Origin of the sequence: Mucilaginibacter myungsuensis, assembly GCF_015222005.1 — a bacterium.
Classification (GTDB): Bacteria; Bacteroidota; Bacteroidia; order Sphingobacteriales; family Sphingobacteriaceae; genus Mucilaginibacter; species Mucilaginibacter myungsuensis.
The window spans coordinates 131,586-156,449 of the sequence record NZ_JADFFL010000001.1; the positions used below are offsets into that span (position 1 = coordinate 131,586).

The following is a 24,864-nucleotide window of genomic DNA, read 5'->3' on the forward strand; positions in this document are numbered from 1 at the left end:
AAGGTTTTACCATTAGGAGGTTAAGTCAAAGATACGCATAAGATCGTTACAAACAAAACGACCATATTAAAACGAAATCAATTTTACTTTTAGTTAACAATTCAATATCAGCACTTATCACTGATGGAATACCCACGTTTTAATATATAAACGTTTAACATATTATAAAAACGAAAAAGCCCGGCATATAGTACGCCGGGCTAATATTATGTACAGTATGTTTTAAGCACAGGGCTTACTCAACCCATTTTATCTTCTCTTCTACCGGTACTTTGCGTTTGCCTTCAGGATGCTCATCTGCGTAACCCAGGTAAAGCAGACCTAATACGTTATCCTCCTCGCCTAAACCTAAAAAGGTCTTAAATTCCGGGCGAAGGGTCATACCACCAGTGCTCCAGAAAGACGCGATGTTTAATGATGTAGCACCGATCAATAAATTCTGCACTGCTGCAGATGCCGCCATAACTTCTTCCAAAGCCGGGATCTTCGGCAGATCGCCACGTTTCATGCTGGCAATTACGATGTGCGATACCTTCTCGCCCATGTTTGTCAGGTTATTAAAGGTGGTCGGGTTAAAAGTCTCAGGCGTGCTGCTTTGCTGATATAGCTCGGCGTGCTGAGCACAGAATTTAGCCGGATCAGCATAAACCACAAATTGCCAAGGTTGGGTATTGCCGTGATTAGGGGCCCAATCAGCCAACTCTAATAAGGCTGCTACGTGTCCGTTAGGTATTTTGTTACCGTTCATCATAGCAGGCTTAATGCTACGACGGTTCTTTATTGCGTTTGATACGATAGAGAAATTGTTATTTTCCATGCGGCGAAATTAAGGAAATAAATTGTGTAGACGATAAATTACACATCACTTATACCAAGTTAAATAAGTCGGATTTTTTGCAGAAAGCTTTTTAAGTACCTTAGTTGGGATCTTATTGGTCTTTATATAAGTTGGTTCCCATAAATACTGAACTGCTATTGGATAAGAAAATTTTGAACTTACGTTAGAAAGTTTCCCCTTTCGATAACTATAAAGGTCAAACACATAATAAGCATGTCCTCTGTACCGATGATAAACTTGACCGATAATCTCATAACTGCCATCATGGTCGATATCCCGTTCTAAATTTGAAAATAGATCGTAAAACGAAAATGCATCAAACCTGTTTGATCCCTTATTAAATAAATAAATTTTGGTTTCGTAATTGGCAGCATTCCCACTACCGTCATTTGGCATATCTATCTTAAAATCTAAAAGCCCATTTCCGTCTATGTCTGCAATAAAGATCGGCGACGTTAGAAATATATTGGCGATATCTACCTCTAACTTTATCTTTTTTATCACACGGCCTTTATGATAAAGTAGAATATTGGAACTGTCAGATAATTGACTTCCGAGAAATTTTATTTCGTAATCTTTATACCGTGCTATTCCAGTAAATCCTTCAGCACGCTTATCTTCACCATGTTTTATGTTTACCGTATCGTATTTTATCGCCGGATATTTCTCAATAGGATACTGTGCGAATATCCCCGTAAAAAAGAATAGGAACAAAGCGCTGATCAATATCGTCTTCATTCCTATTCAATAATAAAAATTTAATGATCAATAGATCGCCGGATACTTACCCGGGTTAGCTTCGTTCATCATGTTGTAAACCGTCTCTACCACGTCATCATGCGATGGTTTGGTGAAGTAGTCGCCGTCTGATCCGTAGGGTGTACGGTGTTCTTTGGCGCAAAGTGTTTTTGGATGTGCATCCAATAAATAATAACCACCTTGTTTTTCCAGGATCTGTTGCAGGATATAGGCCGAACCACCACCCGGGATATCTTCGTCAACAATCAGGATCTTGCTGGTCTTTTTTAGCGAGTTGATGCAAGTGTGTTCCTTATCAAAAGGATATAGTGTTTGCGGATCTATCACTTCGACGTTGATGCCCATACCCTCCAGTTCGGCAGCGGCTTCCATAACGATACGTAAAGTAGAACCGTAGCTAACGATGGTGATATCGCTACCTTCGCGCATCACCTCGGCAACGCCCAACGGAACGGTAAAGTCGCCAATATTGGTCGGTAATTTCTCTTTCAGGCGGTAACCGTTCAGGCTTTCTATCACAATGGCCGGTTCGTCGCCCCTTAATAAAGTATTGTACATACCGGCTGCTTGGGTCATATTACGCGGAACGCAAACGTGGATGCCACGCATACTGTTCAGGATCACGCCCATAGGCGAACCTGAATGCCATACACCTTCTAAACGATGCCCTCGCGTGCGGACAATTACCGGCGCTTTTTGGCCACCATAAGTACGGTAGCTTAAGCTCGAAATATCGTCACTTAAAACGGTGATAGCCCAGATGAGGTAGTCAAGATATTGTATCTCGGCAATTGGCCTAAGGCCGCGCATGGCTAAGCCCATCCCCTGCCCAATAATGGTCGATTCGCGGATGCCGGTATCGCTGATGCGGATATCGCCGTACTTGGCTTGCAATCCGGCAAAACCTTGATTAACGTCGCCAATAGCGCCAAGGTCTTCACCGAAGGCTACTATTTTTTTATCGCGCTCAAAGTTGGCGTCAAAGCAAGCGTTCAAAATTTCCCTGCCGTCGATAAACTTCGGTTCAGCATCGTATATCGGTGCAACAACCGGTACTTTTAATGGCGACGATGGTGTGTTACTGAACAACTTGGCATTATAACGCTCGTAGTTAAGCGCGTTTTGGGCAGTTAACCAATCTTTTAATTGTTGTTTCTCTTCGCTGCTATCGGCAATGCTCACACGTAAGGCTTTACGCACTGCAGATATGATCTCGCCACGACCGGGATCTACTGTGCCCTCCATCGTAGTGGCTATCTGCTGCAGCTCGGCGCCTTTATCCGAGTTGAGCGATAAAGCATTGATCATGGTAGATGCCTCGGTCATCTCGTTCTTTATCTCGTCGTGATATTCATCCCAGGCCAAGCGCTGAAATTCGCGGACAGTCTTTTTAGCCGTAGCTTCCAGTTCGTCCAATTCCTCGTCGGTACTGATGGCCGCGCTGATCATCCATTTACGCATTTGCAGCAGGCAGTCGTGTTCGGCTTCCCAGTTCAGGCGTTCTTTAGATTTATAACGCTCGTGAGATCCTGATGTAGAATGGCCTTGTGGTTGGGTCATCTCTACCACGTGTATCAGTACAGGAACGTGTTCGTTACGGCAAACGGCAATGGCACGCTCATAAGTATCGCAAAGAGCTACATAGTCCCATCCGCGTACTTTAAATATCTCTAACCCGTTAGTCCCCTCCTCGCGCTGGAAACCTTTTAATATCTCGGATATATCTTCTTTAGTTGTTTGCAAACTCGCCGGGACCGATATCGCATAAGCATCATCCCATATAGAAAGCGCCATGGGGACTTGTAACACGCCGGCGGCGTTGATGGTCTCGAAAAAAATGCCTTCGGATGTTGCCCCGTTACCTATGGTACCAAAAGCTACCTCATTACCATTTACCGAAAAATTACTTAAATATGCTAATTCAGGATTATCTCGATACAGTTTTGATGCGTAAGCCAAACCTAAAAGGCGCGGCATGTGCCCGCCCGTGGTAGAAATATCCGACGAGCAATTCATCGTTTCGGCCTGGTTCACCCAGTTACCATCCGCGTCAACAAAACGCGTAGCGTAATGGCAATTCATTTGCCTGCCTGCCGATGCTGGTTCTTTTTCAACATCGGGGTGCGAGTACAATTGCGCAAAGAATTTCTTCAGATCGCTCATGCCTGTAGCGAACATAAATGTTTGGTCTCGGTAGTAACCCGCGCGCCAATCGCCGTTTCTAAAAGCCTTGGCCATAGCCAATTGCGCCACCTCTTTGCCGTCGCCAAAAATGCCGAACTTGGCTTTACCGGTCAAAACCTCGCGGCGGCCCAATATACTGGCCTGGCGACTTTCGACACCGATACGGTAATCGTTCAAAACTATCTTGCTGAACTCGTCGAAACTAAGCTCAGATGCGTCGAACCGGGTGGTAGCTTGTATAGTGGCTTCGGGCATATTATATTCTGTTTACGGGGTAAAAGTAGGAAATTCTATTTTGTAAACCGAATGCACAACATATTTATCGGACTGAACAAAATGGATACACGAATGTTATTTGATATATGGTTAAACCTTTTATCTTTGTAATAATCAAACCCCAAAAAGAAATGAAAAAGTTAATTATACTTTGTGCTGTAGTGTTAGGTTTCGCATTTACAGCTTCGGCACAAGAGAGTGCTAAGGCCGAATTCAAATTCAACGAAGAAAAGCACGACTTCGGCAAGATCACTCAGGGTAAACCAGTTACTACTACTTTCGAGTTCGCTAACGTTGGTAAAGAACCCCTGATCCTTACTGCAGTTACCCCAGCTTGTGGCTGTACCGCTGCCGATTACACCAAAACCCCTGTTAAACCAGGAGAAAAAGGTATTATCAAGATCACTTACAGCGCTGCTGTGGTAGCGCCTTTTAATAAGACTGTTACAGTAACCTCTAACGCGGCAACCCCTACTAAGATCCTTTACATTAGTGGCGAGGTTGTAGCTGCACCTGCTACATCGAGCAAGTAATTTGTTAAATACAATATTGGCAAAGGCCTTCGGTTAGTTCCGGAGGCCTTTGTTTGTTTATGGCGGTCGGTAATTTTTACTAATTTTGCCCTATGCCAAAAATATCAAGCAAAGGGCAGCATATGCCTGCATCGCCTATCCGTAAGTTAACTCCGTTTGCCGATAAAGCTAAACAAGCCGGTAAAAAAGTTTACCACCTGAATATCGGTCAGCCCGATATCGAAACGCCGGAAGGCATGCTGAACGCGATCAAGAATGTCGATTTTGACGTGTGGGCCTATACCCCATCAGAGGGAACATTATCTTACCGGACCAAGTTAACTGAATACTATAATAAACTTGGTTATAACATTGCACCACAGGATATTATAGTAACCGTTGGTGGGTCTGAAGCGATAACCATAGCCATGATGGCTTGCCTTGACCCGGGTGATGAGGTGATCATCCCTGAACCTTTCTACGCTAATTATAACGGCTTTGCCTGCGAGAGCGATATTGTGGTTAAACCGATATTATCTTATATAGATAACGGCTTCGCCCTGCCTCCTATCAGCGAGTTTGAAAAGCTGATCACTGATAAAACCAAGGCGATCATCATCTGTAACCCTAACAACCCGACCGGTTACTTATATAGTAAAGACGAGCTGAACGCCCTGAAAGAACTGGCCATAAAATATGACCTGTACATTTTCAGCGACGAAGCTTACCGCGAGTTCTGCTACGATGGCCGTGAATTTATTTCGCCAATGCACATGGACGGTATTGACGACAACGTGATCGTGATGGATACCGTAAGCAAGCGTTACAGCGCCTGCGGTGCCCGTTTAGGTTGCATGATCACCAAGAATAAAGCCGTGATAGCCGCCGGATTGAAATTCGCGCAAGCGAGGTTGAGTCCGGGTATGGTGGAACAGATAGCAGGTGAAGCTGCTGTGGATACCCCTGACAGCTATTTTGAAAAAGTGAACGTAGAATATACAAAACGTCGTGATATCTTAGTTAGTGCCCTTAATAAAATGGACGGCGTATTTTGCCCTAACCCGGGCGGCGCATTTTATGTGGTAGCTAAATTCCCGATAGATAATGCGGATAAGTTTTGCCAATGGATGCTGGAGAGCTTTGAGCATAACAACCAAACGGTAATGATGGCACCCGCTACAGGTTTCTACAGCACACCTGGCGCAGGCAGCAACGAGGTGCGTATGGCGTATGTATTGAATGCTACCGATCTGGAAAATGCGATGGAGTGTTTAGAGCAAGCGCTGAAGGTATATCCCGGGAGGGTTTAAGTCTTGAGTCCGAAGTCGAAAGTCTCAAGTCAAGTAAATAGGTAGCATTGTATAAGTATCGGATAAGATCTCGTATATTTGTTGTAACTTAATTCAAGACTTAGGACTTTCGACTTAAGACTTCCAAAAAAATGGGGTCGACCGGAATTGACAGGATGGAGATAAGTAAGTAAGCATACCGTGCATTGTATGTATTAGCACGTTAATCTGAACATTCAAAACCACAAATGGCGAAAATAACTACGCCTTAGCTGCCTAATTTAGAATTAGCATAGCTTTTGTCCCGCCGGTTTTGCGTCCCAATGGATCGGCAACCGGGGCATCGAAAATTGGAACTGGCCCGTTGATGGTATTACAAACAGGCGAGATAAAGTACCTACGGATAATAGTATAGGCAAGCGACCGGCCTTCTGATATCCCGACAATTAAACGCAAGCTAAGTATGTAGAAAGCTTACCTTATACCATGTTTGGACGAGGGTTCGAATCCCTCCGGCTCCACCCAAAAGGAGATGCTGTTCTAGCATCTCCTTTTTATTTAAAACGGTTTTTTATTAATAGAAATATTGATAATCACCATTACGACTACCAGATCAAACAAATCGTATAATTAATCGAACATTATTTATAACTTCACGTATAACAAAGCAGTACTAAATTTGATTCGATGCTAAACTTTTTTAAGTCGTTATTTACTCATAAACATCAGTGGGAAGTAATTGCAGACAGTTACTTTGAAACCGATGGTGGCATTGGTATGCAGCCTATAAAACATAGCCGGGTAACGTGTCAAAAATGTAACATAATTGGCGATAAGGTAGAGCATCCTATGTATGGCACTAAGATCACCTTAATAAGCGCCGAAACTTCGTCTTATGTATTAGCTACCCCAACTCCAAACTATTCAGAGGAGGTCTCTCCGTCATCTTTCACAGGTTCTCTGGCTCGCTAATAGTCCCTGAGCTTCTTACAGATCTTACCCAAAAGATCAATTTCTGCTCTCTTATTAGGGCTTACATTCGCGTATCCAATTTTTTATGCCGTTTTTAGGTATTGAAATGTTAATAACAGTGTGCGATCTCGACCGCTGGAACGATCATTCCGCAAAGGAATAGAATAATATCTTAGTGTAAATTGAACACTTTTACATGCCGATCTATCATTAAAAATATCAGTATAATAAATTTTAACGGTTAAACTCTTTGTTAAATAAAATTTTCGTAATAGTTACATTCCCTAAAACAATCATGATGATTAGCAAATTTTCAATAATTTGTTAAATAGTTGAAAATAAGGCAATAGAATATTTATTTCATTGAAATATTGATAGGTTTGCGATGTCGTATTCAACTATCGAAATGAAAAAAGAACTATCATTAAACCTATCGATCATTTGCCTTTTTCTGGTAGCCATAGGTACATCGTGCAAGTCATCCAGAAGTTTAGTATACTTCCAGGATGTAGACAGATCTAAGATCCAGACCCAAACGATAGATAATTACAACGCCTCTGTAGTGCAACCCGGCGATGTTTTACAGATAAGCGTGTCAAGCGCCAATCCTACAGCTACCGCGGCGTTCAATAACAGTTCCACGGGCGCCCCTACTACAAAAGAAACAACCAGCGCAAGCCAAGGATACCTTGTAGACGATGCAGGGATGATCAAAATGCCGGTTTTGGGTAATATCAAAGTAGCTGGTTCCACTGCAGCACAAATACATGACCTACTTATCCCCAAGTACGCGCCATATTTAAAAGACGCTTTTGTAAACATACAACTTTCAAATTTTAAGATATCTGTTTTAGGGGATGTCGCTCATCCAGGGGTATTTGATGTTCCAAATAGCCGTATCAACGTTTTAGAAGCGCTCAGTCGCTCCGGCGACCTTGCCGCTACTGCCAACAGGGATGGCCTGGTATTGATACGTGAAGTTGCCGGCGAAAGAAAGATCATTCCATTGGATCTGACCAATAGCAGCGTGATGCAGTCGCCATATTACTACTTAAAAAATAACGATGTATTATATGTAGAGCCCGGCAAAGCGAAATACGCTACCGTGAGCCCTACCAGCCGTACGTTGCCTATAGTACTTTCTATTGTCTCTGTCCTGACCATCATTTTTGCACTTACAAAGAACTAAGGTTTGAATACAGAGATCAATAATATACAGCCGATACAATTCGATGATACAACTAAGATGACGCCACAGCCATTTGACCTGAAAGCTACATTAAGGAGGTATTTATACCATTGGCCCCTATTTTTGATATTCGCGGCGGTGAGTGGTGCAGGTGCGTTCTATTACCTTTTACATGCCAAACCTGTCTATATCATTAATGCCAAATTAATGATCAAGGATAACACCACTAAAACTAACGAAGAGATCGCTTTAAAACAACTTAGCGAAACCGAACAGCCTAAAGGTGTCGAGAGCGAAATAGAGTTATTAAGATCAAAAACTTCCATGTTGCAGATCGTGAACAACTTGCAACTGTGGGTGACGTATCAACAAAAAGGTAAATACGTAAGCAAAGATCTTTACGGACAATCTCCTGTTAAATTTGAGTTGACCGATCCTGGCAAATACACTACTGGCACGATCAGCATAGTAGTCGATGATAGCGATAGCTATCACGTAGTTTCAGGAACAAATAACGGCCCTAAACTGGGATTTGGTCAACCTGTAAAGAACAACGTTGGCGGATGGCACTTAACTGCCACCGAAAACGTAAAAAACTTTATCGGCCGATCAATAATGATAACGCTTGCAGATACTAACCAGGTCGCTGATCAATATTTGACTAAGCTTAAAATGGCCAATCCGGATAAGAACGTGCCGATAGTTTACCTGACCATAGAGGACGAAGCGCCGGGCAGAGGTATCAACGTTCTGGATCAGGTGATCACTGAATACCACAAAGAAGCTGCTTTAGCTAAAAAAAGAGCAACGAAAAATACACTTGATTTTATTGATGCCCGTTTAGGCTCGCTTACAGGTGAACTTAATGGCGTGGAAAGAAATGTAGAAGAATTTAAAAGCAGTCGTGGACTTACTGATATCGCGGCCGATTCAAAAGCTTCGGTAGACAATTTTCAGGACAACGATAAGCGTTTAAATGAGATCAATGTGCAGCTTGAGGTAGTGCGAAATATCGAACGTTATATCAACTCAGGTATCGGCGATGGGGAGTCGCCACCGTCGACCATTGGTATTGCCGACCAAACTTTAACTAATTTGGTTGACCAATTGACCGACCTGCAGTTAGAAAAAAGCAAATTACTAGCCACCACTCCCGCCGGCAACCCAATATTCGTACCTTTAAACAGACAGATCAACTCGACCAGAGAAGCTTTGCGGCAAAGCGTTGGTAGCATTAGAACCTCGCTCACAGCTATCAAAGGGCAATTACTTAGCAACAATTCCAGATTTCAGTCCACCATAAAAGGCGTACCGGGTCAGGAGCGCCAGTTGGTCGGCATCAAAAGACAACAGGGCAGTAAAGAAAATTTATACGAATACCTGCTTCAAAAACGCGAGGAAGTAGCCCTTGATTACGCAGCAACTATCCCGGCAGCGACCACGGTCGAGACCGCTAATTTTGGCGGATTAAAATCATCAAAAAATAATTTGGTGATCGCTATGGCATTTATGTTCGCACTGGCCGGACCGGTGGGCCTTATTTTAGCGCGGGATGCGGTGAGTAGCGTGATCATTAATCAAAATTCCATCATAAACTACACTAAGGCACCTGTGATATCCGAGATCATGCAGAATGATAGCAGCTCGCCCGAAATGATACTAAGCAAACCGAGATATATCATAGGCGAACAATTTCGGGATCTGCGGACCAAACTCAATTACCTGCACAATAAAAAACCTAAGGGAAGGGTAACACTCTTTACATCCAGCATTGCCGGTGAAGGAAAAAGTTTTGTCGCAACAAATTTAGCGGTGACCCTTGCTGCAGCTAAACGCAAGACCATATTGCTTGAGTTGGACATGCGGATACCAAAGATACACCAGATATTAAATTTGGATACCCAGCATGCGGGGCTAACAAGTTACTTGAACGGCGAAGCAACTTTGTCAGATATCATCCAACCCACTGCCTTGCATCCGGATCTTTATGTGATCACTACCGGGGCGATACCGGAAAATCCATCAGAATTGTTAGAGACCAACCGCATGACCGATCTCATCGAGTTTCTAAAGCTGGAATACGATGATATCCTGATCGATTCGCCGCCTGTGCATTTGGTTACCGATGCGATGATACTGGCCGACCTTTGCGACGTGACCTTATATGTGGTGAGACAAGCTTTTACACCAAGCTCGGAACTTGCTTTTATAAAACGGACGTACGCCGAAAAAAAGCTACCGAATATGAATATCATATTTAACGGCGTAGAAAAAGAAGGTAAATATAGCTACGGCTATAACCTGTACAGCAATTACTATAACAACGAGAAAACGACCAAAGCCCATTCAAACTGGAAGACTTTCTTCTCGAGATTTTAAATTGATACAAGGCAGTGGCAGCACTGCATACTACTCTGTTAATTGAGCCGATAATTAACAACATATCCTTCGCAGCAACCTTTTAGTTGCATATTACACTCTGTTAGTTGAGCCGATAACTAACCACATTGCCTTTAAAACATTGCTAAAATAAGTCCACTGTGACTTAATTAGCGAAGCTATACAAGGCAACGAACCCAATATAACATCGCCATAATAAGCACACTGTGACTTAATTAGCGAAGCTATACAAGGCAACCAGATCCGACAAAGTATCTGTCACCCACACTAAAACATTTTTCAAACTAATGATGATAGCGGAAAGAAACTTACAGTCCAGATGGCTGGCTGCATATGTCCGGCCCAAGTATGAAAAAAAGATCATTCAAAAGCTCGCGGATAAACAAGTAGAACATTACTGTCCGTTCACCAAAGTGGTAAGGCAATGGAGCGATCGTAAAAAGGTGATCGAGGTGCCATTGTTTTCGGGCTACATCTTTGTGAAGATAACAGACAAAGAAATGCTTAAGGTAAGAGAGATAGACGGAGTGATCAACTTTGTTTATTGGTTGCAAAGACCGGCGGTGATCAAAGAAGAAGAAATAGACATCATTAAGATGTTTTTAAAAGAGTACGATAACGTGAGCATCGAGAAAAAGCATTTCTCTAAAAACGATATCGTAAGAATAACAGGCGGCCCTCTACTTTTTCAGGAGGGTGTTATCACCGAAGTATTTAACAAGACGGTTAAAGTAGATCTTCCATCGTTAGGTTATCAGATGATGGCTACAATAGATAAAGACGATCTTGAGCTACTCAGTAAAAATGTCGCTTAGCACTATATGATAGGCGTTATAAGGCAATTTGCCGCAAGCGAAGTTTACGGAAAGTTGAAAACTTATGGTACGCTTGTTACCATTGTAGGATCGGCACAGGTGCTTATCCAGATATTTGCCTTTGTTAGCGGCATCCTCATCATCAGGACCTTACCCACAAGCGAATACGCGTTATACACCCTGGCCAACACGATGCTGGGCACCATGACGGTACTTGCTGATGGCGGCATTGCAATGGGTGTAATGTCTCAAGGGGGCAAAGTTTGGCTTGATAGACAAAAATTGGGTAGCGTACTTTCTACCGGTTTTTATCTGCGAAAAAGATTCGCCGTAGTAAGTTTAGCCATCGCCATACCGATCTTGATGTATTTGTTAAGACATCACGATGCGAGCTGGTTAATGACCGGGTTGATCGTGGTAGCTATCATCCCGGCGTTCTTAATGTCCCTATCGGGCGAGTTGTTGGAGATAGCACCCAAATTAACGCAGGACATCAAGCCGCTTCAAAAGATACAGATCGGTACCAATATCCGCCGATTGATCTTATTAGTAACTACCTTATTTATATTCCCATGGGCAGTGGTCGCAATACTTGCTTCGGGCTTTCCCCAGATATGGGCCAATCTTAAGTTAAGAAAGATCTCGGTCAGTTATGCCGAGCCTGACCAGATCCGCGACCCGGCTGTAGAAAAAGAGATATTAAAGCTTGTAAAAAAGCTGCTCCCCGGTGCGCTCTATTATTGCCTAGCCGGTCAGGTTACGATATGGTTGATATCTATATTCGGCACCACAAGCGCCGTTGCGCAGGCAGGCGCATTAGGACGCATATCGGTAATGCTGACATTGTTCAGCGTACTTTTTGGCACTTTGGTTGCCCCTCGTTTTGCCCGTTTAACAAATAGCAAGCAGGTTTTATTGCCTAAATATCTATTGATACAATCAGGAGTATTGGCACTGTGTATCTGCATTATCAGCGTTGTTTACCTTTTCCCATCACAAATATTATGGGTATTGGGTACTGGCTACGCTGACCTTAAGATCGAATTGATACTAAGCATATTAGGTAGTTGCCTTAGCCTGATGGCGGGTATCTCCTACTCACTCTATGCCAACCGGGGCTGGGCAATGAACCCATTGTTCATTATACCATTTAACATTGCCATAATTGCTGTAGGCGCCGTATTGATCAATGTATCAACATTGAAGGGCATATTACTACTCAACATCTTTATATCGACCATTGAGATAGCGGTGAGCGTGGCTTATACCATAATTAAGATCGCCAAAATAAAGCCTGAGATTACAGACACAGACCTATCATGAAAAACGTTTTTTACAAGGTATATTTTGCGATGCAACGGCGCAACGAAGAAGAGAAGATAAACCGACTAAAGTCGAGCCTTTTGCAATGCGGTGATAATGTTGCTATTGACCACACCTGCCATATTATTGTGCCGCAAATGATGGAGATAGGTGCTAATACCTCTATCTCATCTTACACCACTATCTACGCTACATTCGGCGTAAGGATCGGGGCCAATTGTTTGATATCCAGCAATTGCGGCATATCCTCATATAATCACATACAAGTATCTGATAACCGCAGGCGGGATGAACACCGCGATCATGAATTTTCTGAACCAGTGATCATCGGTAACAACGTTTGGATCGGTATGAATGTATGTGTATTGCCCGGCGTTACTATCGGCAATAACTCCATCATTGGTTCGGGCAGTGTGGTCACTAAAAATATACCCGAGAACGAGATATGGGCAGGTAATCCGGCCCGGTTGCTAAAGAAAATAGATCTTCCTACCCTTTAATTTACGACTTTGTTATCCATTATCATCCCAACCTGTAATCGCAACGCTTTGTTGAGCGATTGCCTGCGTCAGTTAAGTCCCGATGCCCAAAAACCTGACGGTTTTGAGTATGAGGTGATCGTTACCGATGATAGTCAGGACGAACAGGCCAAGAACTTATTAGAGCAAAGCTTCCCTTGGGCTACCTGGTCAAAAGGCCCGTGTAAAGGCCCGGCGGCAAACAGAAACAATGGCGCAAAGCAAGCTAAAGGAGATTGGTTAATATTTTTGGATGACGATTGTGTGCCGCACAGCACCTTGCTTAAAGCTTACTACGATATCATCCGAACAAACCCTAAATGTGAGGTTGTAGAAGGATCTATATACAGCGATAAACAGATAAAACTGCTCTACATTGCACCTGTCAATGTGACCGGAGGCCACCTATGGTCTTGCAATTTTGCCATAAAGACCAGTGTATTTAAAAAATTGGATGGCTTTGATGAAAATTACAAGTTCCCTAATTTAGAAGATAACGACCTTAATAAACGCCTGATACGCCAACGCTCGGTTATCCTTTTTGCTAAGGATGCTAAAGTATATCATGCACCGCGACCAGTAGCAAGCCCTAAAAAATTGGCGCAACGTCACGAAAGTTGGTTATACTTCCACTCAAAATTTGGCGAGCCTAAGACGATTAACACACTATTAAAAACAGTGATCCGCGCTCGTTTGAACGCGATCTATCACGCCCCTAAAAACCTGACCAGTTTGAAAGCGTTCTTGCTGCTTTTTTCGGAGTTGTATCATACGATCCAATACAGCAAACAGTGGAAACGCAGTAATAACCTGCCGGCATGATAAAGAGAATTATCAAAAAAGCATTACTGCTTTACGCGTTCAAAAATGTCAGGACAAATAACCTTGACGCGAGTATCCACGTGGGCAAATACACGTTTTTTAGAGCACGTGATAAAAGCCTGATCGATCTTGCGGAGAATGTGGTTATCAACAATTACGTCAGTTTGTATGCAGATGATGACGGCATCATTGAGATAGGTAAAGGTGTTTTCATTGGCGATTATTCTACGCTAAGGGCAACCAGGACAATTATTTCTGTCGGTGCTAATAGCATGATCGCGCAAGGCGTAAAACTGATATCGACCAATCATAATTATAAAAGCAAAGCCATGCTGATCCATGAGCAAGACATCGATCTTGACAAGATCGGCATTGTGATCGGCGAGGATTGCTGGTTAGCAGCCGGCTCCGTCATATTACCGGGCGTTACCTTAGGTAAAGGCGTGGTAGTTGGCGCAAACGCTGTAGTAACCAAAAATGTGCCTGACTACGCAGTAGTTGTTGGCGTGCCTGCAAAGGTGATTGCATACCGAAAATAAAAAGATCAGATTCCTATTCGTTCATAGCAATTAACTGAGCACTTCACTCACCTTTTAATAAAACATTAAGCATGCCAATCTACCGGGCATAGTTTAACAACTCATGAATAATAGACCTGATACAAGATCGTGGAAAAAATAATCGTACTAACACCGGTAAAGAATGAAGATTGGATACTTAACGAATTTTTGACAGCTACTTGCAAATTTGCGGATGCCATTATCATTGCTGATCAGTTGTCGACAGATACGAGCAGATCTATTTGTGCAAATTTTCCGAAGGTTACCGTCATAGACAATAGTAGTGCAGAATTTAGTAAAGCAGAGCGGCAAGTTCTATTGATTGAAACGGCACGAAAATTATTCCCTGACGACAAACGCATTATTTTTTGCCTGGATGCAGATGAGATAATTGCGCGGGACGGTATAGAAAGCGGCGACTGGAAAATAATCAAAAGTGTCGGACCCGGTACAACAATATTTTTCGAAAAACCCGATCTTCTGGCAGGATTGACCACATGCTTAAGGCATCAGGACAATTATACAGGCCTAGCATATGTTGACGACGGAGCAAATTGGCTTACAAAAACGCATGCTGCACGTGTTCCATATAACCCTATTAATGGCACAATGCTGCTTGTTCTGAATATTAAGTTTATGCATTTTACATGTACAAGGCCTAATGTGCGGTCAGCAAAATTCAGATACTATTCGGTAATTGAAAATATAAAACGCTTGACGCCGGTCTATTTACGACGTTGCAATTATCCGGCGCTTTTTGCAGTCAATAATATAGGTGGTGAGGTAGACAACCAATTAACACCTGAAAGTTGGTTGAATGGATATAAAACAATGGGTTTGGATTTGCACCATCTACCTGATCCCGAAAACTCTTGGCACGACTATGAAGTGCTTAAGTTTTTTACAATATACGGCGAACAGAAATTTCATTTAGATGATATTTGGGATCACGATTGGGAACGAACCCGGCTTGCTGCCATACATGATGGAATGGCAAGTCCTCTATCTGACCAAATCAAGGGGCCAGGCGCTTTTGTAAAATATATTGGCCGTTGCATAGATGCTGCTTATAAATTCTACAAAACGCACAAGTGATCGCTCTTTTTAACGGAACAGATCCTATGATCAACCGCTTACTAACCGCCATCAAGTTCATGATATGGCCGACCAATTTAGACAGTTAGATAACAATGGCTTTAAACAAAAAGATAATTGTCCATATCTCGGAGGTTAACATTTCGCAAGAAAGCGGGATGGGGCGCGTGGAGTACTATTGGAAAAAAAGTTTTGAGGATGCCGGGTTTCAGTTTATCCATATCGGTCCGGATGAGATCGGTATTTCTAAGCTACCTGCCCTTTTTGCTTACCAGGCCTATAAATATTATAAAAAGCTGAACATCACTGCTTCTGCCTTTATCGTTCACGAACCTTTAGCCGGTTATTTTAAAAGCGACAATATCCCTTGTTTTTTAGAAAGCCATGGTGTTGAACGCCGCTATTGGGAAGACAGGTTAAATGGTAAAATACCGTCAAAGAATCTAAATATATCTTTAAAGTCGAGAATGTTTTTCCCGGCCTGGAGATTGTTCGGATGTGACCGAGGATTAAAACGCGCGTCAAAATTATTGCTGATCAATACCGATGACAAGCGTTATGTAATGCAGCGTTATAAACGCGAGGAAAAAGACATTTTTGTTTTCAAGAATGGCGTTAGTCCCGAAGCACTTAAAGTAGAGCGACCAACACCTCCTGCTATTTTTACGGTGTTGTTCAACGGCAATTGGATCGAACGCAAGGGCATCCAAACGTTGATAGAATCGGCAATTATCCTTTCAGATCAGGGTTTAAAGGTAAATTACGTTTTAATAGGTACGGGCACTACGGTTGAAGCCGTTTTAAAAGATTGGCCCAAGGAATTGCATGCATTCATTAAGATAGTAAGCAGATTTAAAGCAGCTGACGAGATGGATCTTATCGGAATGTCATCAGTGTTCGTACTTCCCAGTTATGCTGAAGGCCAACCATTGAGTTTATTACAAGCGATGGCTGTTGGAAAATGCTGCATCACCACAAATTGTTGCGGACAGAAAGATACCATCCAAGATCAGCAGAATGGATTTTTATTTGAGGTTGGCGACAGCATTAAGTTGGCCTCGATCTTATCCGAAAGATACCACGATGCTGAGGGAACTCAAAAGATCGGCGATAGTGCCCGCGCTTATATTAAAAACCATACGTGGGAACAGGTTTCTGCTGAAGTAGTAGACTTTATTGGGTCTAACATCCCGGCTAAGCAAATATGATATTTCATTTATTAGCGCTTCTGTCACGGGTCAAAACCTATTTTCAGATCAGGACCATTCAAAAGAACTTTAACTTAGATAGGAAACTTGGTGAAAAAGTCAACTTAAAACAACGCGACGAAAGTATCCTGATAGTTATTGCTCATGTTGTACCGGTTGCAACTACCAATAAAGCCGACCGTCTTAAAAAACTTAAAGAATGTTTAGATAGCATCAAAAGTTCAATAGCGGGTTATCAGCACCGTATAGTAATATTAACCAAAGAGGGTTATTCTTTGCATAGCCTGCTCCCCTCCTATTTAATATTCGATCTGCAGATCCATTTATCACATCAACAAGATCCGATGCTTGTAGAGTTTGACGCTTTTGAAGTGTTTAAGGAGCAAAAGGATAGCTACGATCACTTTCTCTTTTTAGAGGACGACATATTGATAAACGATAGTTGGTTCTTGGAAAAGATCAAAGCGTTTAACACAGCTATCGACAATAACGAATACGTACTTCTGCCTCATAGATTTGAATATAGTGAAGGCATTAAATACTATTTAGATCAAACAACTACTTACGGAACATCAACTGCGCATTATCATCATAATGACACGATGTCAATAGAAATAGAAAACGTCAAATACTGTACCTATGAGAACCCCCATGCTGCTTGGTATTGCTTAACCAAAAAGCAACTAAACAGCTGGATCGCATCCGGTTATAAGTGGAAAAGTAAGATCGTAGCATTCGGCCCCCTGGAGTCGGCTGCAACATTTTCTTTGTTAGAGAATTTCAAATTCCTTAAACCCCACCCTCGCAACATCAACTATTTTGAGGTGCAGCATTGCGGTAATAAATATATTAAACAAGCCGGACTAATTAAACAAGATCATGCTTAACTATCAGGCTTTTAACGTTGAGGTTTTCAACAAGGTACCGTCCACGGCTACCAAAACACTGGATATCGGTTGCGGTACCGGCGAAATGGGAAAAGCATTGAAAGCCAAGTATCCGCAAATGCAGATCGATGGCGTTACCTATTCTGAAGATGAACGTTCTATAGCAGCTGCTCACCTGGGTCATATCATAGTGGCTGATCTGAACCGATCGTTACCAATGTTAAGCGGCCGATACGACTGTATGATATTTTCTCACATCCTTGAGCATACTTTAGATCCAAGTAATGTTCTAAAACACTTCAGCAAAAATCTGATACCGGGGGGGACGATCATCGTTGCTCTGCCTAACGTGCTGCAGTTTAAACAACGCTTTAGTTTTTTGCGTGGAAATTTTAAGTATTCAGAAATAGGTGGGCTGATGGACGTGACGCATTTTAGATTTTTTGACTGGTTATCTGCACAAGAAATGATCAGTAAAGCAGGGCTCAACATAACATCCAAAGCTTCATACGGTAATTTTCCATTCCTATCGTTGCGCAAGATCGCGCCGGGACTGTGTGCTAAAGCTGATCAGCAATTTTTAAAATTCTTCCCGGGCTTGTTCGGATTTCAGTTCGTTTTTACTGCTAAAAACAAAATCTAAGCGTATATGCTTGTTCCTAAAGTTTCTGTTATTATCCCTACCTATAACTACGCGCGTTTTATTTTAGAAGCTATTGAAAGTGTTATCAAGCAAACTTACGGTATCGGCAATATAGAGATCATCGTTGTTGATGATGGATCGAAAGATAATACTAACGACGTTTTAAAAGAATATATTGATAGTGGCATCATACAATATCACTATCAGGAGAATCACGGTAAAGCAAGCGCCACCTACCAGGCGGTACAAAAATGCACAGGCAAATACATCTTTAATTTGGATGCCGACGACCATTTCTTTCCAGATAAGATACAAACCTATGTGAACGTATTTGAACTGGACGAAAAAATAGTGCATGTAGCCACTCCCAACAGACTATTATACGAAAAAGATGGCTCTGTAGAGATCGAAAAGATCCCGCTTAACCTATTAGAAAGGACCTTTGACGGATCGGCTTTACTGCAACGTTTATACAATAACAATATATTTTTTGGCGGAGGGTCAACCTTTGCTGCACGGGCCAAAACCTTAAGATCGATTACCATACCGGCAGGCGTTGATATGTTTATCGATGAATTTTTATTGCTCGCGCTACTGCCCTTTGGTAATAGCTACTTCATTAATAGGCCGCTTTCTACCTGGCGGGTACACGGTGGTAATTTTTCTAACAGAAATCTCTCTAAAGAGAACATGGCCAAAAACCAGGAACGGCTGCTAAACTCCTCGGCTTCCGTACTGGATTACTTAACCCAGAATAGTTACGATAGAGATATTATCAAGATATACCGCTTGCTGCATGCGACCAGAAAGATATCTTTTAAAGAATCGTACGATCACAAGAACGGCGCGGACATTTTTAATTATGCTTACGGCGTATTTTTTAAGATAAAACCCCGTTGGAGCATCATTTGGAAATACAACGTGATGAGCAGAATGGTGCCGTCGATATTTATCCCGACCATGCGTAAACTTAAAAAATTACTGTTCGCTAATTCCCGGCACTCGTTTTAAATGCGGTCTGCAATATGTACATTATTTGAGGGCGATTACCATTATGGGTTGGCTGCTTTGTCAAATTCGCTTTACGCGCAAGGTTTTAGAGGAACAATTTATGCCGGATATAAAGGCAAGTTACCTGCCTGGGTAACCGACTATCAAAACAATAACGATGTTTTATGTGAGGATGGGTTAATAGTAGAAGTTGCAGGTGGGCTGCAACTTCATTTTTTACAAATTGGATCCAACTCGCATCTTACCAATTATAAACCCGATCTGCTATTGCAGTTGCTTAACGGCCCTGCTAAAAATGCTGATAGCATCTTTTACTTCGACCCGGATATTGTGGTAACCACTCCCTGGTCCTTTTTTGAGCAATGGGTAAGCGCGGGCATCTGTTTGTGTGAGGATGTAAATTCTCCGTTATCAGAGCATCACCCGCGCCGGGACGCCTGGAGAAAACATTATGCAACTAACGCGATCACGCTGCAATTTAAAAACAGTGTCTATGTTAACGGAGGTTTTATAGGGCTGGAAGCTAAAGACGCAGGCTTCTTAGGAAACTGGAAAAACGTTCAAGATATTATGGCCGATGCGATCGGCGGATTAAATAACTCGGTTTTTGCAGGCAAGCCATTGCCCGAAGGTCAGCAGGAACGATTTAACCCATTCAGCAGGACAGACCAGGATGCTTTAAACATCACGATCGAAACCTGGGATGGCAAAGTATCCTACATGGGCAAAGATGCCATGGGTTTTAAACCCGGCATAGGTGTGTTGCCCCACTCATTAGGTTCATTTAAACCCTGGCATGGCGGGTATTTACTAAGAGCTTTAAATGGCTACACACCCCGCAATGTGGATCGGGAATATTGGCGATCGGTTAATACGCCGATCAATTTATATACGCGATCAACGATATCATACAATTCGATCGCTTTAAAACTGGCAGCGTTTATTGGCAGATTCTACAAACGCGGTTAACAACATTTATAAAGAGCAAAAGAAAGAGATAGATGAAGATAGGATTTATTTGCGGCTCGCTTGAAGAAGGGAAAGATGGTGTTGGCGACTACGTACGGAAATTCTCTTCAGAACTGATCAGAATGGGGCATCAGGTGGTAATAGCTGCAATCAATGACCAGCATATTACAATGCCGTTTACAGGCGTCCAACAATTTACAAACGTCGATATCCCGGTTTTGCGCCTGCCCTCAGTAGAGCATATAGACAATAAAATAGCAGTTTTAAAAACGTGGATGACAGCATTCGGACCGGATCGGTTGAGTTTGCAGTTTGTTCCTTTCTCTTTTGATAAAAGAGGACTTACATTCTCCTTAGGAAAAAAATTACGTTCGGCATTCCCTGCTGCCAATTGGCACATTATGTTCCATGAGTTGTGGGTGGGTATGAAGTCTGACTCGTCCTTTAAATTAAGAGCATGGGGTACGCTTCAAAAACTACTTATCCAAAATATGATCAGCGTGTTGCAGCCAACAAAGATGCATACGCAAACCCATCTTTACCAAGCCCAGTTATGGGATGCAGGATATACGGCTTCATTATTACCACTGTTTGGTAATATTCCGCTAATAAAAGATTCACAGACCGACATAGTTGACAGTAAACAGATCAACCTTGTCCATTTTGGATCGATTTATCCCAATGCGCCAATAGTGCAATTTGCGGCAGATATGGCGCAGTACTCAAAAAAAGCCGACGTGCTTGTCACCTTGAATATTATTGGCCGAAGCGGTCCTGAAAAAGCTGATTGGATGGCGCAATTCAAAAGTCATGGCTTGACCGTAAACGACCTTGGCGAACGTAATGTAGATGAAATAGCCGAGCTATTCTCAAAAGCTGACCTCGGTATCGCTACTACTGCTTGCGCATTGATAGAAAAAAGCGGATCGGTGGCTGCCATGCGCGAGTTCGGACTGCCGGTAATCTGTGTGGCCGCTCCCTGGAGACCGGACAAAAAATTCAGGATAAAGAACATGACAGACGTATTTGAATATCAGGAGAACAACCTTGATGACTTTATGTACAACAGGCATCACTCCCCGTATATCATCAATGTATCGGTGGTAGCCAATCTGTTTATCAATGCACTTGTTGATAGCCATCAACTGAATCCAGAGTTATCATGAGTAATACGGTATTAGTATTCTGCACGCAACACATGCCCACCGGTGGCATAGAAAGTCATTTGAGGGAATTTTGTAATAGAATGGACGAAGCCGGGACCGAGATAGATCTGGTCATTGTCAACTCAGCAATGCTGCCCGAGACAGAAGCATTTTACAGACGTGTTTGCCGCAAGGTTTACATATCCAAAGGAAGCTCTTCGACGAAACGCTTGATAGCTCTTGTTGCGGCGGGGTTCAGATTTTTATTTAAGCGATACGAAGCGCTTTATACTAACGGGCAGGGCGAAAGTATCTACCTATTCTCTAAATTGGTATTACGCCACGGCCCTTGGGTGCATCATCACCATACATCAGGCGGGTTGTCTGATCAGGTAACCTGGGGAAACCAATATAAAAAAGCCTTGATTACTGCAGACAAGGTCATTGCGTGTTCTACAAAGAATGCTGCCGATATGGAGATCGCGCTTTTAAGAGATGTGGAGACCATTCCATGTTTTTCAAGAGATATATCAGGCACTCAGATCTCTGAGCATGGCAAATTGGTCTTTGGTTATTATGGCCGTTTGATACCCGAAAAAGGCATCGATATCCTTTGTTCATTAAGCAACGATGAAAGCCTTAAAGATGTAGAGATACATATATGGGGCGAAGGGAACGCTTATCCTGCGTCATTTTTTGACGATTACCCGTCATTAAGTTATCACGGCTCATTTTCAGGCGAGTTCGAACTCAGCCAAATAGTTGGTCAGTTGGATGCCTATCTTTTGATATCTACACACCCCGAAGGTTTACCAATAGCGCTGTTAGAAGTTATGAGCGCCGGTGTACCTTGGTTGGCAACAGATAAAGGCGGAATTACGGACATCGCTTGTGACCCACTGTCTACCAGAGTTATATCCGATAGTATGAACTACGACGATATTAAAGTTGCGATCAGGTCATTGGCCGACGATATTAAGGCAGGCAACATCAACCGAACACTTCAAAAAGAATTATACATACAAAAATTTGCCTACTGGGTGCTTGTCGACCGCTGGAAAAGCGCTTTATCACTTCAATAACCAAGCCTTTACAACATGGTCATATTTAGTCACCCAACGGGTAACGCAAATTCAAGAGCTGTTGCCGATGGATTGTTACGACAGCAATTGCTTTCGGCATTCCATACATCGATAGCCATATTTCCGGATTCACCGTTGGACAAGCTGGCATCTGTCAGGGGGTTCGATGAATTAAAAAGGAGAAAGTTCAACACTGATCTTGAGCGATTTACGGTAGCACATCCTCTGCTTGAAGTTGGACGGATGCTGGCCATGAAAGCCGGGTTTAGCAACCTGCTAACACACGAGACAGGGATGTTCTGTATCGATGCCATTTATAACGGCATTGACAAGATCGTAGCGGAAAGTTTATCTCAAGATCGGTCCGGCGCAAAAGCCGTATACGCTTACGAGGACGAGGCATTACTGTCTTTCAAAAATGCTAAGCTACAGGGACTACAATGTTTCTACGATCTGCCTATCGGCTACTGGCGGTCGGCCCGTACGTTATTGCAGGCCGAATTAGAAAAATGGCCCGATTGGGCATCTACTCTTGGTGGATTTAAAGATTCAGAAAGCAAACTGGCCAAAAAAGACGAAGAGCTATTATTAGCTGACAGGATATTTGTAGCAAGCTCATTTACCGCTAAAACGTTAAGCGACCACCCTAACAAATTGGCCCCTATAGAAGTGATTCCTTACGGCTTTCCGGATGTGATAGGCCAACGTACATATGAGCGAACATCAAAAAAACTTAAACTGTTATTTGTAGGAGGCTTATCGCAACGTAAAGGGCTTGCCAATGTATTTGCTGCTGTTGATAAGCTGAGCAACTACGTAGAGTTGACCGTTGTAGGAGGAAAAGGCTCGGAAGAATGCGTTGCATTAAATAAAGAATTGAGGAAACATACCTGGATACCCAGCTTACCCCATCAGGAGATATTGGATCTAATGCGTGAGCATGATGTGCTGCTATTCCCATCCTTGTTTGAAGGCTTTGGATTGGTGATAACCGAGGCTATGTCACAGGGTACACCGGTGATCACTACTGGCCGCACAGCCGGCATCGACCTGATAAAGAACGGTCACAACGGATGGCTGATAGAAGCTGGATCCACCGAAGCTTTACACCAGGCTATCGAAAACTTAATAGAGCAACCCGATCTGATCGAACGAACAGGCATGAACGCAATGGAAACTGCAAGGCAACGGCCCTGGGAAAGATATGGTTCAGAATTGGCGATTGCCGTTATAAATGCTATCAACTTACAAAGATAATGAACAAAGACCACAACAGAAGCTTTGGACTTGACCTTGCACGGGCTTTTGCAATTTGCCTGGTGCTACTATCTCACTTTGGCCATAACAGCTTTGATGCATTTGGTTTTTGGGGTGTAGAATTGTTCTTTGCCCTAAGCGGCTTTTTGATCGGTCAGATATTATGGCGCAACTTTTCTGCAACCAATACCTGGGATCTTAAGCAGATCTTTAATTTTTGGTCGCGCAGATGGTGGCGAACGGTGCCAAACTATTTCTTGTTCTTTTTGATCATGCTATTGTTGGCCTATCTGCAAGATGTCCAGCTTCCGGGTATTGGTCGCATTTCACAGTTTCTTTGGTTTGGTCAAAATTTAGTGGAAAGTCATTTTGACTTTTACCCGGTAGCCTGGAGCCTTTGTATAGAAGAATGGTTCTACCTTTTGTTCCCATTATTCTTGTTCGTGCTTTTTAAAACCGGGCTTACTGCAAAAAATACTTTTACGATCACTTTACTGCTGTTTTTCGCAGGATCGATCACCATTAGATATTTGCTGATCAATAGCGATCATGGCACCTCACTTAGGACCATCACGTTCGCCCGTTTAGATGCTATAGCAAGTGGCGTGGCTGTGGCTTACGTTTTACAGATGGTTACAATAAATAAACTAACGCGAGCCGTATTATTTATAACAGGGTCGCTGATAGTTTGTATACCGGCGGTGTTGATATTTCTGATGCACACACCTGTAGAGGTCATTGAACAAAACCCGATTTTTCTACTAACGGTCCCTGTTGGTTTCGCTATTACACTTCCATTCCTCAGTACGTTGAACGCGTTGCCGCAAAGTTTAAAAAGCATTAATATTACTGTCAATAAATTGAGCTTATGGTCGTATTCTATTTACTTAAGCCATATGCCGATAATGTGGTTAGCTTATTCTATGATGGCCGATATGCGCCAAAGCATGGTAGGCAACCTTTTATCTAAACTTTCGGCACTAACACTTACCATTATGGCTTCTGCATTAGTATTTCGGTTTTTCGAAGTGCCTTTCACTAAAAAAAGGCCGTCTGAATATAAGCCGATACCGCGTGGTCCAATACGCGTTAAAGCTTAATTAGCTCATA

Annotated in this window: 22 protein-coding genes and 1 other RNA gene; 20 read left to right on the plus strand and 3 right to left on the minus strand. The window is 42.7% G+C overall.

Features of this window, described 5'->3' with window-relative positions; all coding sequences use genetic code 11:
- Positions 1 to 235 precede the first annotated feature (235 nt).
- The 3 genes from IRJ16_RS00615 to IRJ16_RS00625 are packed head-to-tail and all read right to left on the minus strand — an operon-like array spanning position 236 to position 4,036.
- Positions 236 to 817, minus strand: a complete 582-nt coding sequence (locus tag IRJ16_RS00615; protein ID WP_194109580.1) for a nitroreductase family protein — start codon at positions 815 to 817, stop codon at positions 236 to 238.
- 45 nt (positions 818 to 862) lie between these two features.
- Positions 863 to 1,576 carry a hypothetical protein gene (locus IRJ16_RS00620; RefSeq protein ID WP_194109581.1) on the minus strand — a complete coding sequence of 238 codons (714 nt, stop codon included), beginning with the start codon at positions 1,574 to 1,576 and terminating at the stop codon, positions 863 to 865.
- 27 nt (positions 1,577 to 1,603) lie between these two features.
- Positions 1,604 to 4,036, minus strand: coding sequence for an alpha-ketoacid dehydrogenase subunit alpha/beta (locus IRJ16_RS00625; RefSeq protein WP_194109582.1), 2,433 nt, complete (start codon positions 4,034 to 4,036; stop codon positions 1,604 to 1,606).
- A 152-nt stretch (positions 4,037 to 4,188) separates the two neighbouring features.
- Here IRJ16_RS00625 and IRJ16_RS00630 point away from each other — a divergent pair, with 152 nt between their 5' ends.
- The 20 genes from IRJ16_RS00630 (at position 4,189) to IRJ16_RS00725 (ending at position 24,854) form a co-directional block, all read left to right on the plus strand.
- Entirely contained in the window at positions 4,189 to 4,590 is a 402-nt protein-coding gene (locus IRJ16_RS00630) for a DUF1573 domain-containing protein (protein WP_194109583.1), read from the plus strand.
- A 92-nt stretch (positions 4,591 to 4,682) separates the two neighbouring features.
- On the plus strand, positions 4,683 to 5,879 hold the full coding sequence (locus IRJ16_RS00635; RefSeq protein ID WP_194109584.1) for a pyridoxal phosphate-dependent aminotransferase: 1,197 nt from the start codon (positions 4,683 to 4,685) through the stop codon (positions 5,877 to 5,879).
- 133 nt (positions 5,880 to 6,012) lie between these two features.
- Positions 6,013 to 6,382, plus strand: a transfer-messenger RNA (tmRNA) gene (gene ssrA, locus IRJ16_RS00640).
- Positions 6,383 to 7,236: 854 nt separating this feature from the next.
- Positions 7,237 to 8,019: a polysaccharide biosynthesis/export family protein gene (locus IRJ16_RS00645; protein ID WP_194109585.1), complete on the plus strand. Its 783-nt coding sequence runs from the start codon at positions 7,237 to 7,239 to the stop codon at positions 8,017 to 8,019.
- Positions 8,020 to 8,022: 3 nt separating this feature from the next.
- Positions 8,023 to 10,398 (plus strand): GumC family protein, encoded by a 2,376-nt coding sequence (locus tag IRJ16_RS00650; protein ID WP_194109586.1) that lies wholly within the window; start codon positions 8,023 to 8,025, stop codon positions 10,396 to 10,398.
- A gap of 308 nt (positions 10,399 to 10,706) precedes the next feature.
- Positions 10,707 to 11,234: a UpxY family transcription antiterminator gene (locus tag IRJ16_RS00655; RefSeq protein ID WP_228079697.1), complete on the plus strand. Its 528-nt coding sequence runs from the start codon at positions 10,707 to 10,709 to the stop codon at positions 11,232 to 11,234.
- Positions 11,235 to 11,240: 6 nt separating this feature from the next.
- Positions 11,241 to 12,557 carry an MATE family efflux transporter gene (locus IRJ16_RS00660; RefSeq protein WP_194109587.1) on the plus strand — a complete coding sequence of 439 codons (1,317 nt, stop codon included), beginning with the start codon at positions 11,241 to 11,243 and terminating at the stop codon, positions 12,555 to 12,557.
- Positions 12,554 to 13,057 carry an acyltransferase gene (locus tag IRJ16_RS00665; RefSeq protein ID WP_194109588.1) on the plus strand — a complete coding sequence of 168 codons (504 nt, stop codon included), beginning with the start codon at positions 12,554 to 12,556 and terminating at the stop codon, positions 13,055 to 13,057. The genes IRJ16_RS00660 and IRJ16_RS00665 overlap by 4 nt, the downstream gene beginning before the upstream one ends.
- A gap of 9 nt (positions 13,058 to 13,066) precedes the next feature.
- Positions 13,067 to 13,897, plus strand: a complete 831-nt coding sequence (locus IRJ16_RS00670; RefSeq protein WP_194109589.1) for a glycosyltransferase family 2 protein — start codon at positions 13,067 to 13,069, stop codon at positions 13,895 to 13,897.
- Positions 13,894 to 14,436, plus strand: a complete 543-nt coding sequence (locus IRJ16_RS00675; protein WP_194109590.1) for an acyltransferase — start codon at positions 13,894 to 13,896, stop codon at positions 14,434 to 14,436. Before IRJ16_RS00670 ends, IRJ16_RS00675 begins: the two co-directional genes overlap by 4 nt.
- A 129-nt stretch (positions 14,437 to 14,565) precedes the next feature.
- A complete protein-coding gene (locus IRJ16_RS00680; protein WP_194109591.1) occupies positions 14,566 to 15,552 on the plus strand; it encodes a glycosyltransferase family 2 protein in 987 nt (328 codons plus the stop codon).
- Positions 15,553 to 15,647: 95 nt separating this feature from the next.
- Positions 15,648 to 16,760, plus strand: a complete 1,113-nt coding sequence (locus IRJ16_RS00685; RefSeq protein WP_194109592.1) for a glycosyltransferase family 4 protein — start codon at positions 15,648 to 15,650, stop codon at positions 16,758 to 16,760.
- Positions 16,757 to 17,647 carry a hypothetical protein gene (locus IRJ16_RS00690; RefSeq protein ID WP_194109593.1) on the plus strand — a complete coding sequence of 297 codons (891 nt, stop codon included), beginning with the start codon at positions 16,757 to 16,759 and terminating at the stop codon, positions 17,645 to 17,647. The genes IRJ16_RS00685 and IRJ16_RS00690 overlap by 4 nt, the downstream gene beginning before the upstream one ends.
- On the plus strand, positions 17,640 to 18,290 hold the full coding sequence (locus IRJ16_RS00695; protein WP_194109594.1) for a class I SAM-dependent methyltransferase: 651 nt from the start codon (positions 17,640 to 17,642) through the stop codon (positions 18,288 to 18,290). Before IRJ16_RS00690 ends, IRJ16_RS00695 begins: the two co-directional genes overlap by 8 nt.
- 6 nt (positions 18,291 to 18,296) lie before the next feature.
- Positions 18,297 to 19,301 carry a glycosyltransferase family 2 protein gene (locus IRJ16_RS00700; protein ID WP_194109595.1) on the plus strand — a complete coding sequence of 335 codons (1,005 nt, stop codon included), beginning with the start codon at positions 18,297 to 18,299 and terminating at the stop codon, positions 19,299 to 19,301.
- Positions 19,302 to 20,270, plus strand: coding sequence for a hypothetical protein (locus IRJ16_RS00705; protein WP_194109596.1), 969 nt, complete (start codon positions 19,302 to 19,304; stop codon positions 20,268 to 20,270).
- Between the two features lie 32 nt (positions 20,271 to 20,302).
- Complete coding sequence (locus tag IRJ16_RS00710; protein WP_194109597.1) at positions 20,303 to 21,436, plus strand: glycosyltransferase family protein; 1,134 nt, start codon at positions 20,303 to 20,305, stop codon at positions 21,434 to 21,436.
- Positions 21,433 to 22,497: a glycosyltransferase family 4 protein gene (locus tag IRJ16_RS00715; RefSeq protein WP_194109598.1), complete on the plus strand. Its 1,065-nt coding sequence runs from the start codon at positions 21,433 to 21,435 to the stop codon at positions 22,495 to 22,497. The genes IRJ16_RS00710 and IRJ16_RS00715 overlap by 4 nt, the downstream gene beginning before the upstream one ends.
- Positions 22,498 to 22,512: 15 nt before the next feature.
- Positions 22,513 to 23,754: a glycosyltransferase family 4 protein gene (locus tag IRJ16_RS00720; RefSeq protein ID WP_194109599.1), complete on the plus strand. Its 1,242-nt coding sequence runs from the start codon at positions 22,513 to 22,515 to the stop codon at positions 23,752 to 23,754.
- On the plus strand, positions 23,754 to 24,854 hold the full coding sequence (locus tag IRJ16_RS00725) for an acyltransferase family protein (protein WP_194109600.1): 1,101 nt from the start codon (positions 23,754 to 23,756) through the stop codon (positions 24,852 to 24,854). Before IRJ16_RS00720 ends, IRJ16_RS00725 begins: the two co-directional genes overlap by 1 nt.
- Positions 24,855 to 24,864 lie beyond the last annotated feature (10 nt).

Excerpts from the sequence above, each read along its gene's own strand:
- IRJ16_RS00635 (WP_194109584.1), top strand. The coding sequence starts at position 4,683 with ATGCCAAAAATATCAAGCAAAGGGCAGCATATGCCTGCATCGCCTATC.
- IRJ16_RS00615 (WP_194109580.1), bottom strand. The coding sequence starts at position 817 with ATGGAAAATAACAATTTCTCTATCGTATCAAACGCAATAAAGAACCGT.
- IRJ16_RS00720 (WP_194109599.1), top strand. The coding sequence starts at position 22,513 with ATGGTCATATTTAGTCACCCAACGGGTAACGCAAATTCAAGAGCTGTT.
- IRJ16_RS00695 (WP_194109594.1), top strand. The coding sequence starts at position 17,640 with ATGCTTAACTATCAGGCTTTTAACGTTGAGGTTTTCAACAAGGTACCG.
- IRJ16_RS00620 (WP_194109581.1), bottom strand. The coding sequence starts at position 1,576 with ATGAAGACGATATTGATCAGCGCTTTGTTCCTATTCTTTTTTACGGGG.
- IRJ16_RS00715 (WP_194109598.1), top strand. The coding sequence starts at position 21,433 with ATGAGTAATACGGTATTAGTATTCTGCACGCAACACATGCCCACCGGT.
- IRJ16_RS00645 (WP_194109585.1), top strand. The coding sequence starts at position 7,237 with ATGAAAAAAGAACTATCATTAAACCTATCGATCATTTGCCTTTTTCTG.
- IRJ16_RS00660 (WP_194109587.1), top strand. The coding sequence starts at position 11,241 with ATGATAGGCGTTATAAGGCAATTTGCCGCAAGCGAAGTTTACGGAAAG.
- IRJ16_RS00705 (WP_194109596.1), top strand. The coding sequence starts at position 19,302 with ATGCGGTCTGCAATATGTACATTATTTGAGGGCGATTACCATTATGGG.
- IRJ16_RS00710 (WP_194109597.1), top strand. The coding sequence starts at position 20,303 with ATGAAGATAGGATTTATTTGCGGCTCGCTTGAAGAAGGGAAAGATGGT.
- IRJ16_RS00655 (WP_228079697.1), top strand. The coding sequence starts at position 10,707 with ATGATGATAGCGGAAAGAAACTTACAGTCCAGATGGCTGGCTGCATAT.
- IRJ16_RS00685 (WP_194109592.1), top strand. The coding sequence starts at position 15,648 with ATGGCTTTAAACAAAAAGATAATTGTCCATATCTCGGAGGTTAACATT.
- IRJ16_RS00665 (WP_194109588.1), top strand. The coding sequence starts at position 12,554 with ATGAAAAACGTTTTTTACAAGGTATATTTTGCGATGCAACGGCGCAAC.
- IRJ16_RS00700 (WP_194109595.1), top strand. The coding sequence starts at position 18,297 with ATGCTTGTTCCTAAAGTTTCTGTTATTATCCCTACCTATAACTACGCG.
- IRJ16_RS00630 (WP_194109583.1), top strand. The coding sequence starts at position 4,189 with ATGAAAAAGTTAATTATACTTTGTGCTGTAGTGTTAGGTTTCGCATTT.
- IRJ16_RS00625 (WP_194109582.1), bottom strand. The coding sequence starts at position 4,036 with ATGCCCGAAGCCACTATACAAGCTACCACCCGGTTCGACGCATCTGAG.
- IRJ16_RS00675 (WP_194109590.1), top strand. The coding sequence starts at position 13,894 with ATGATAAAGAGAATTATCAAAAAAGCATTACTGCTTTACGCGTTCAAA.
- IRJ16_RS00725 (WP_194109600.1), top strand. The coding sequence starts at position 23,754 with ATGAACAAAGACCACAACAGAAGCTTTGGACTTGACCTTGCACGGGCT.
- IRJ16_RS00690 (WP_194109593.1), top strand. The coding sequence starts at position 16,757 with ATGATATTTCATTTATTAGCGCTTCTGTCACGGGTCAAAACCTATTTT.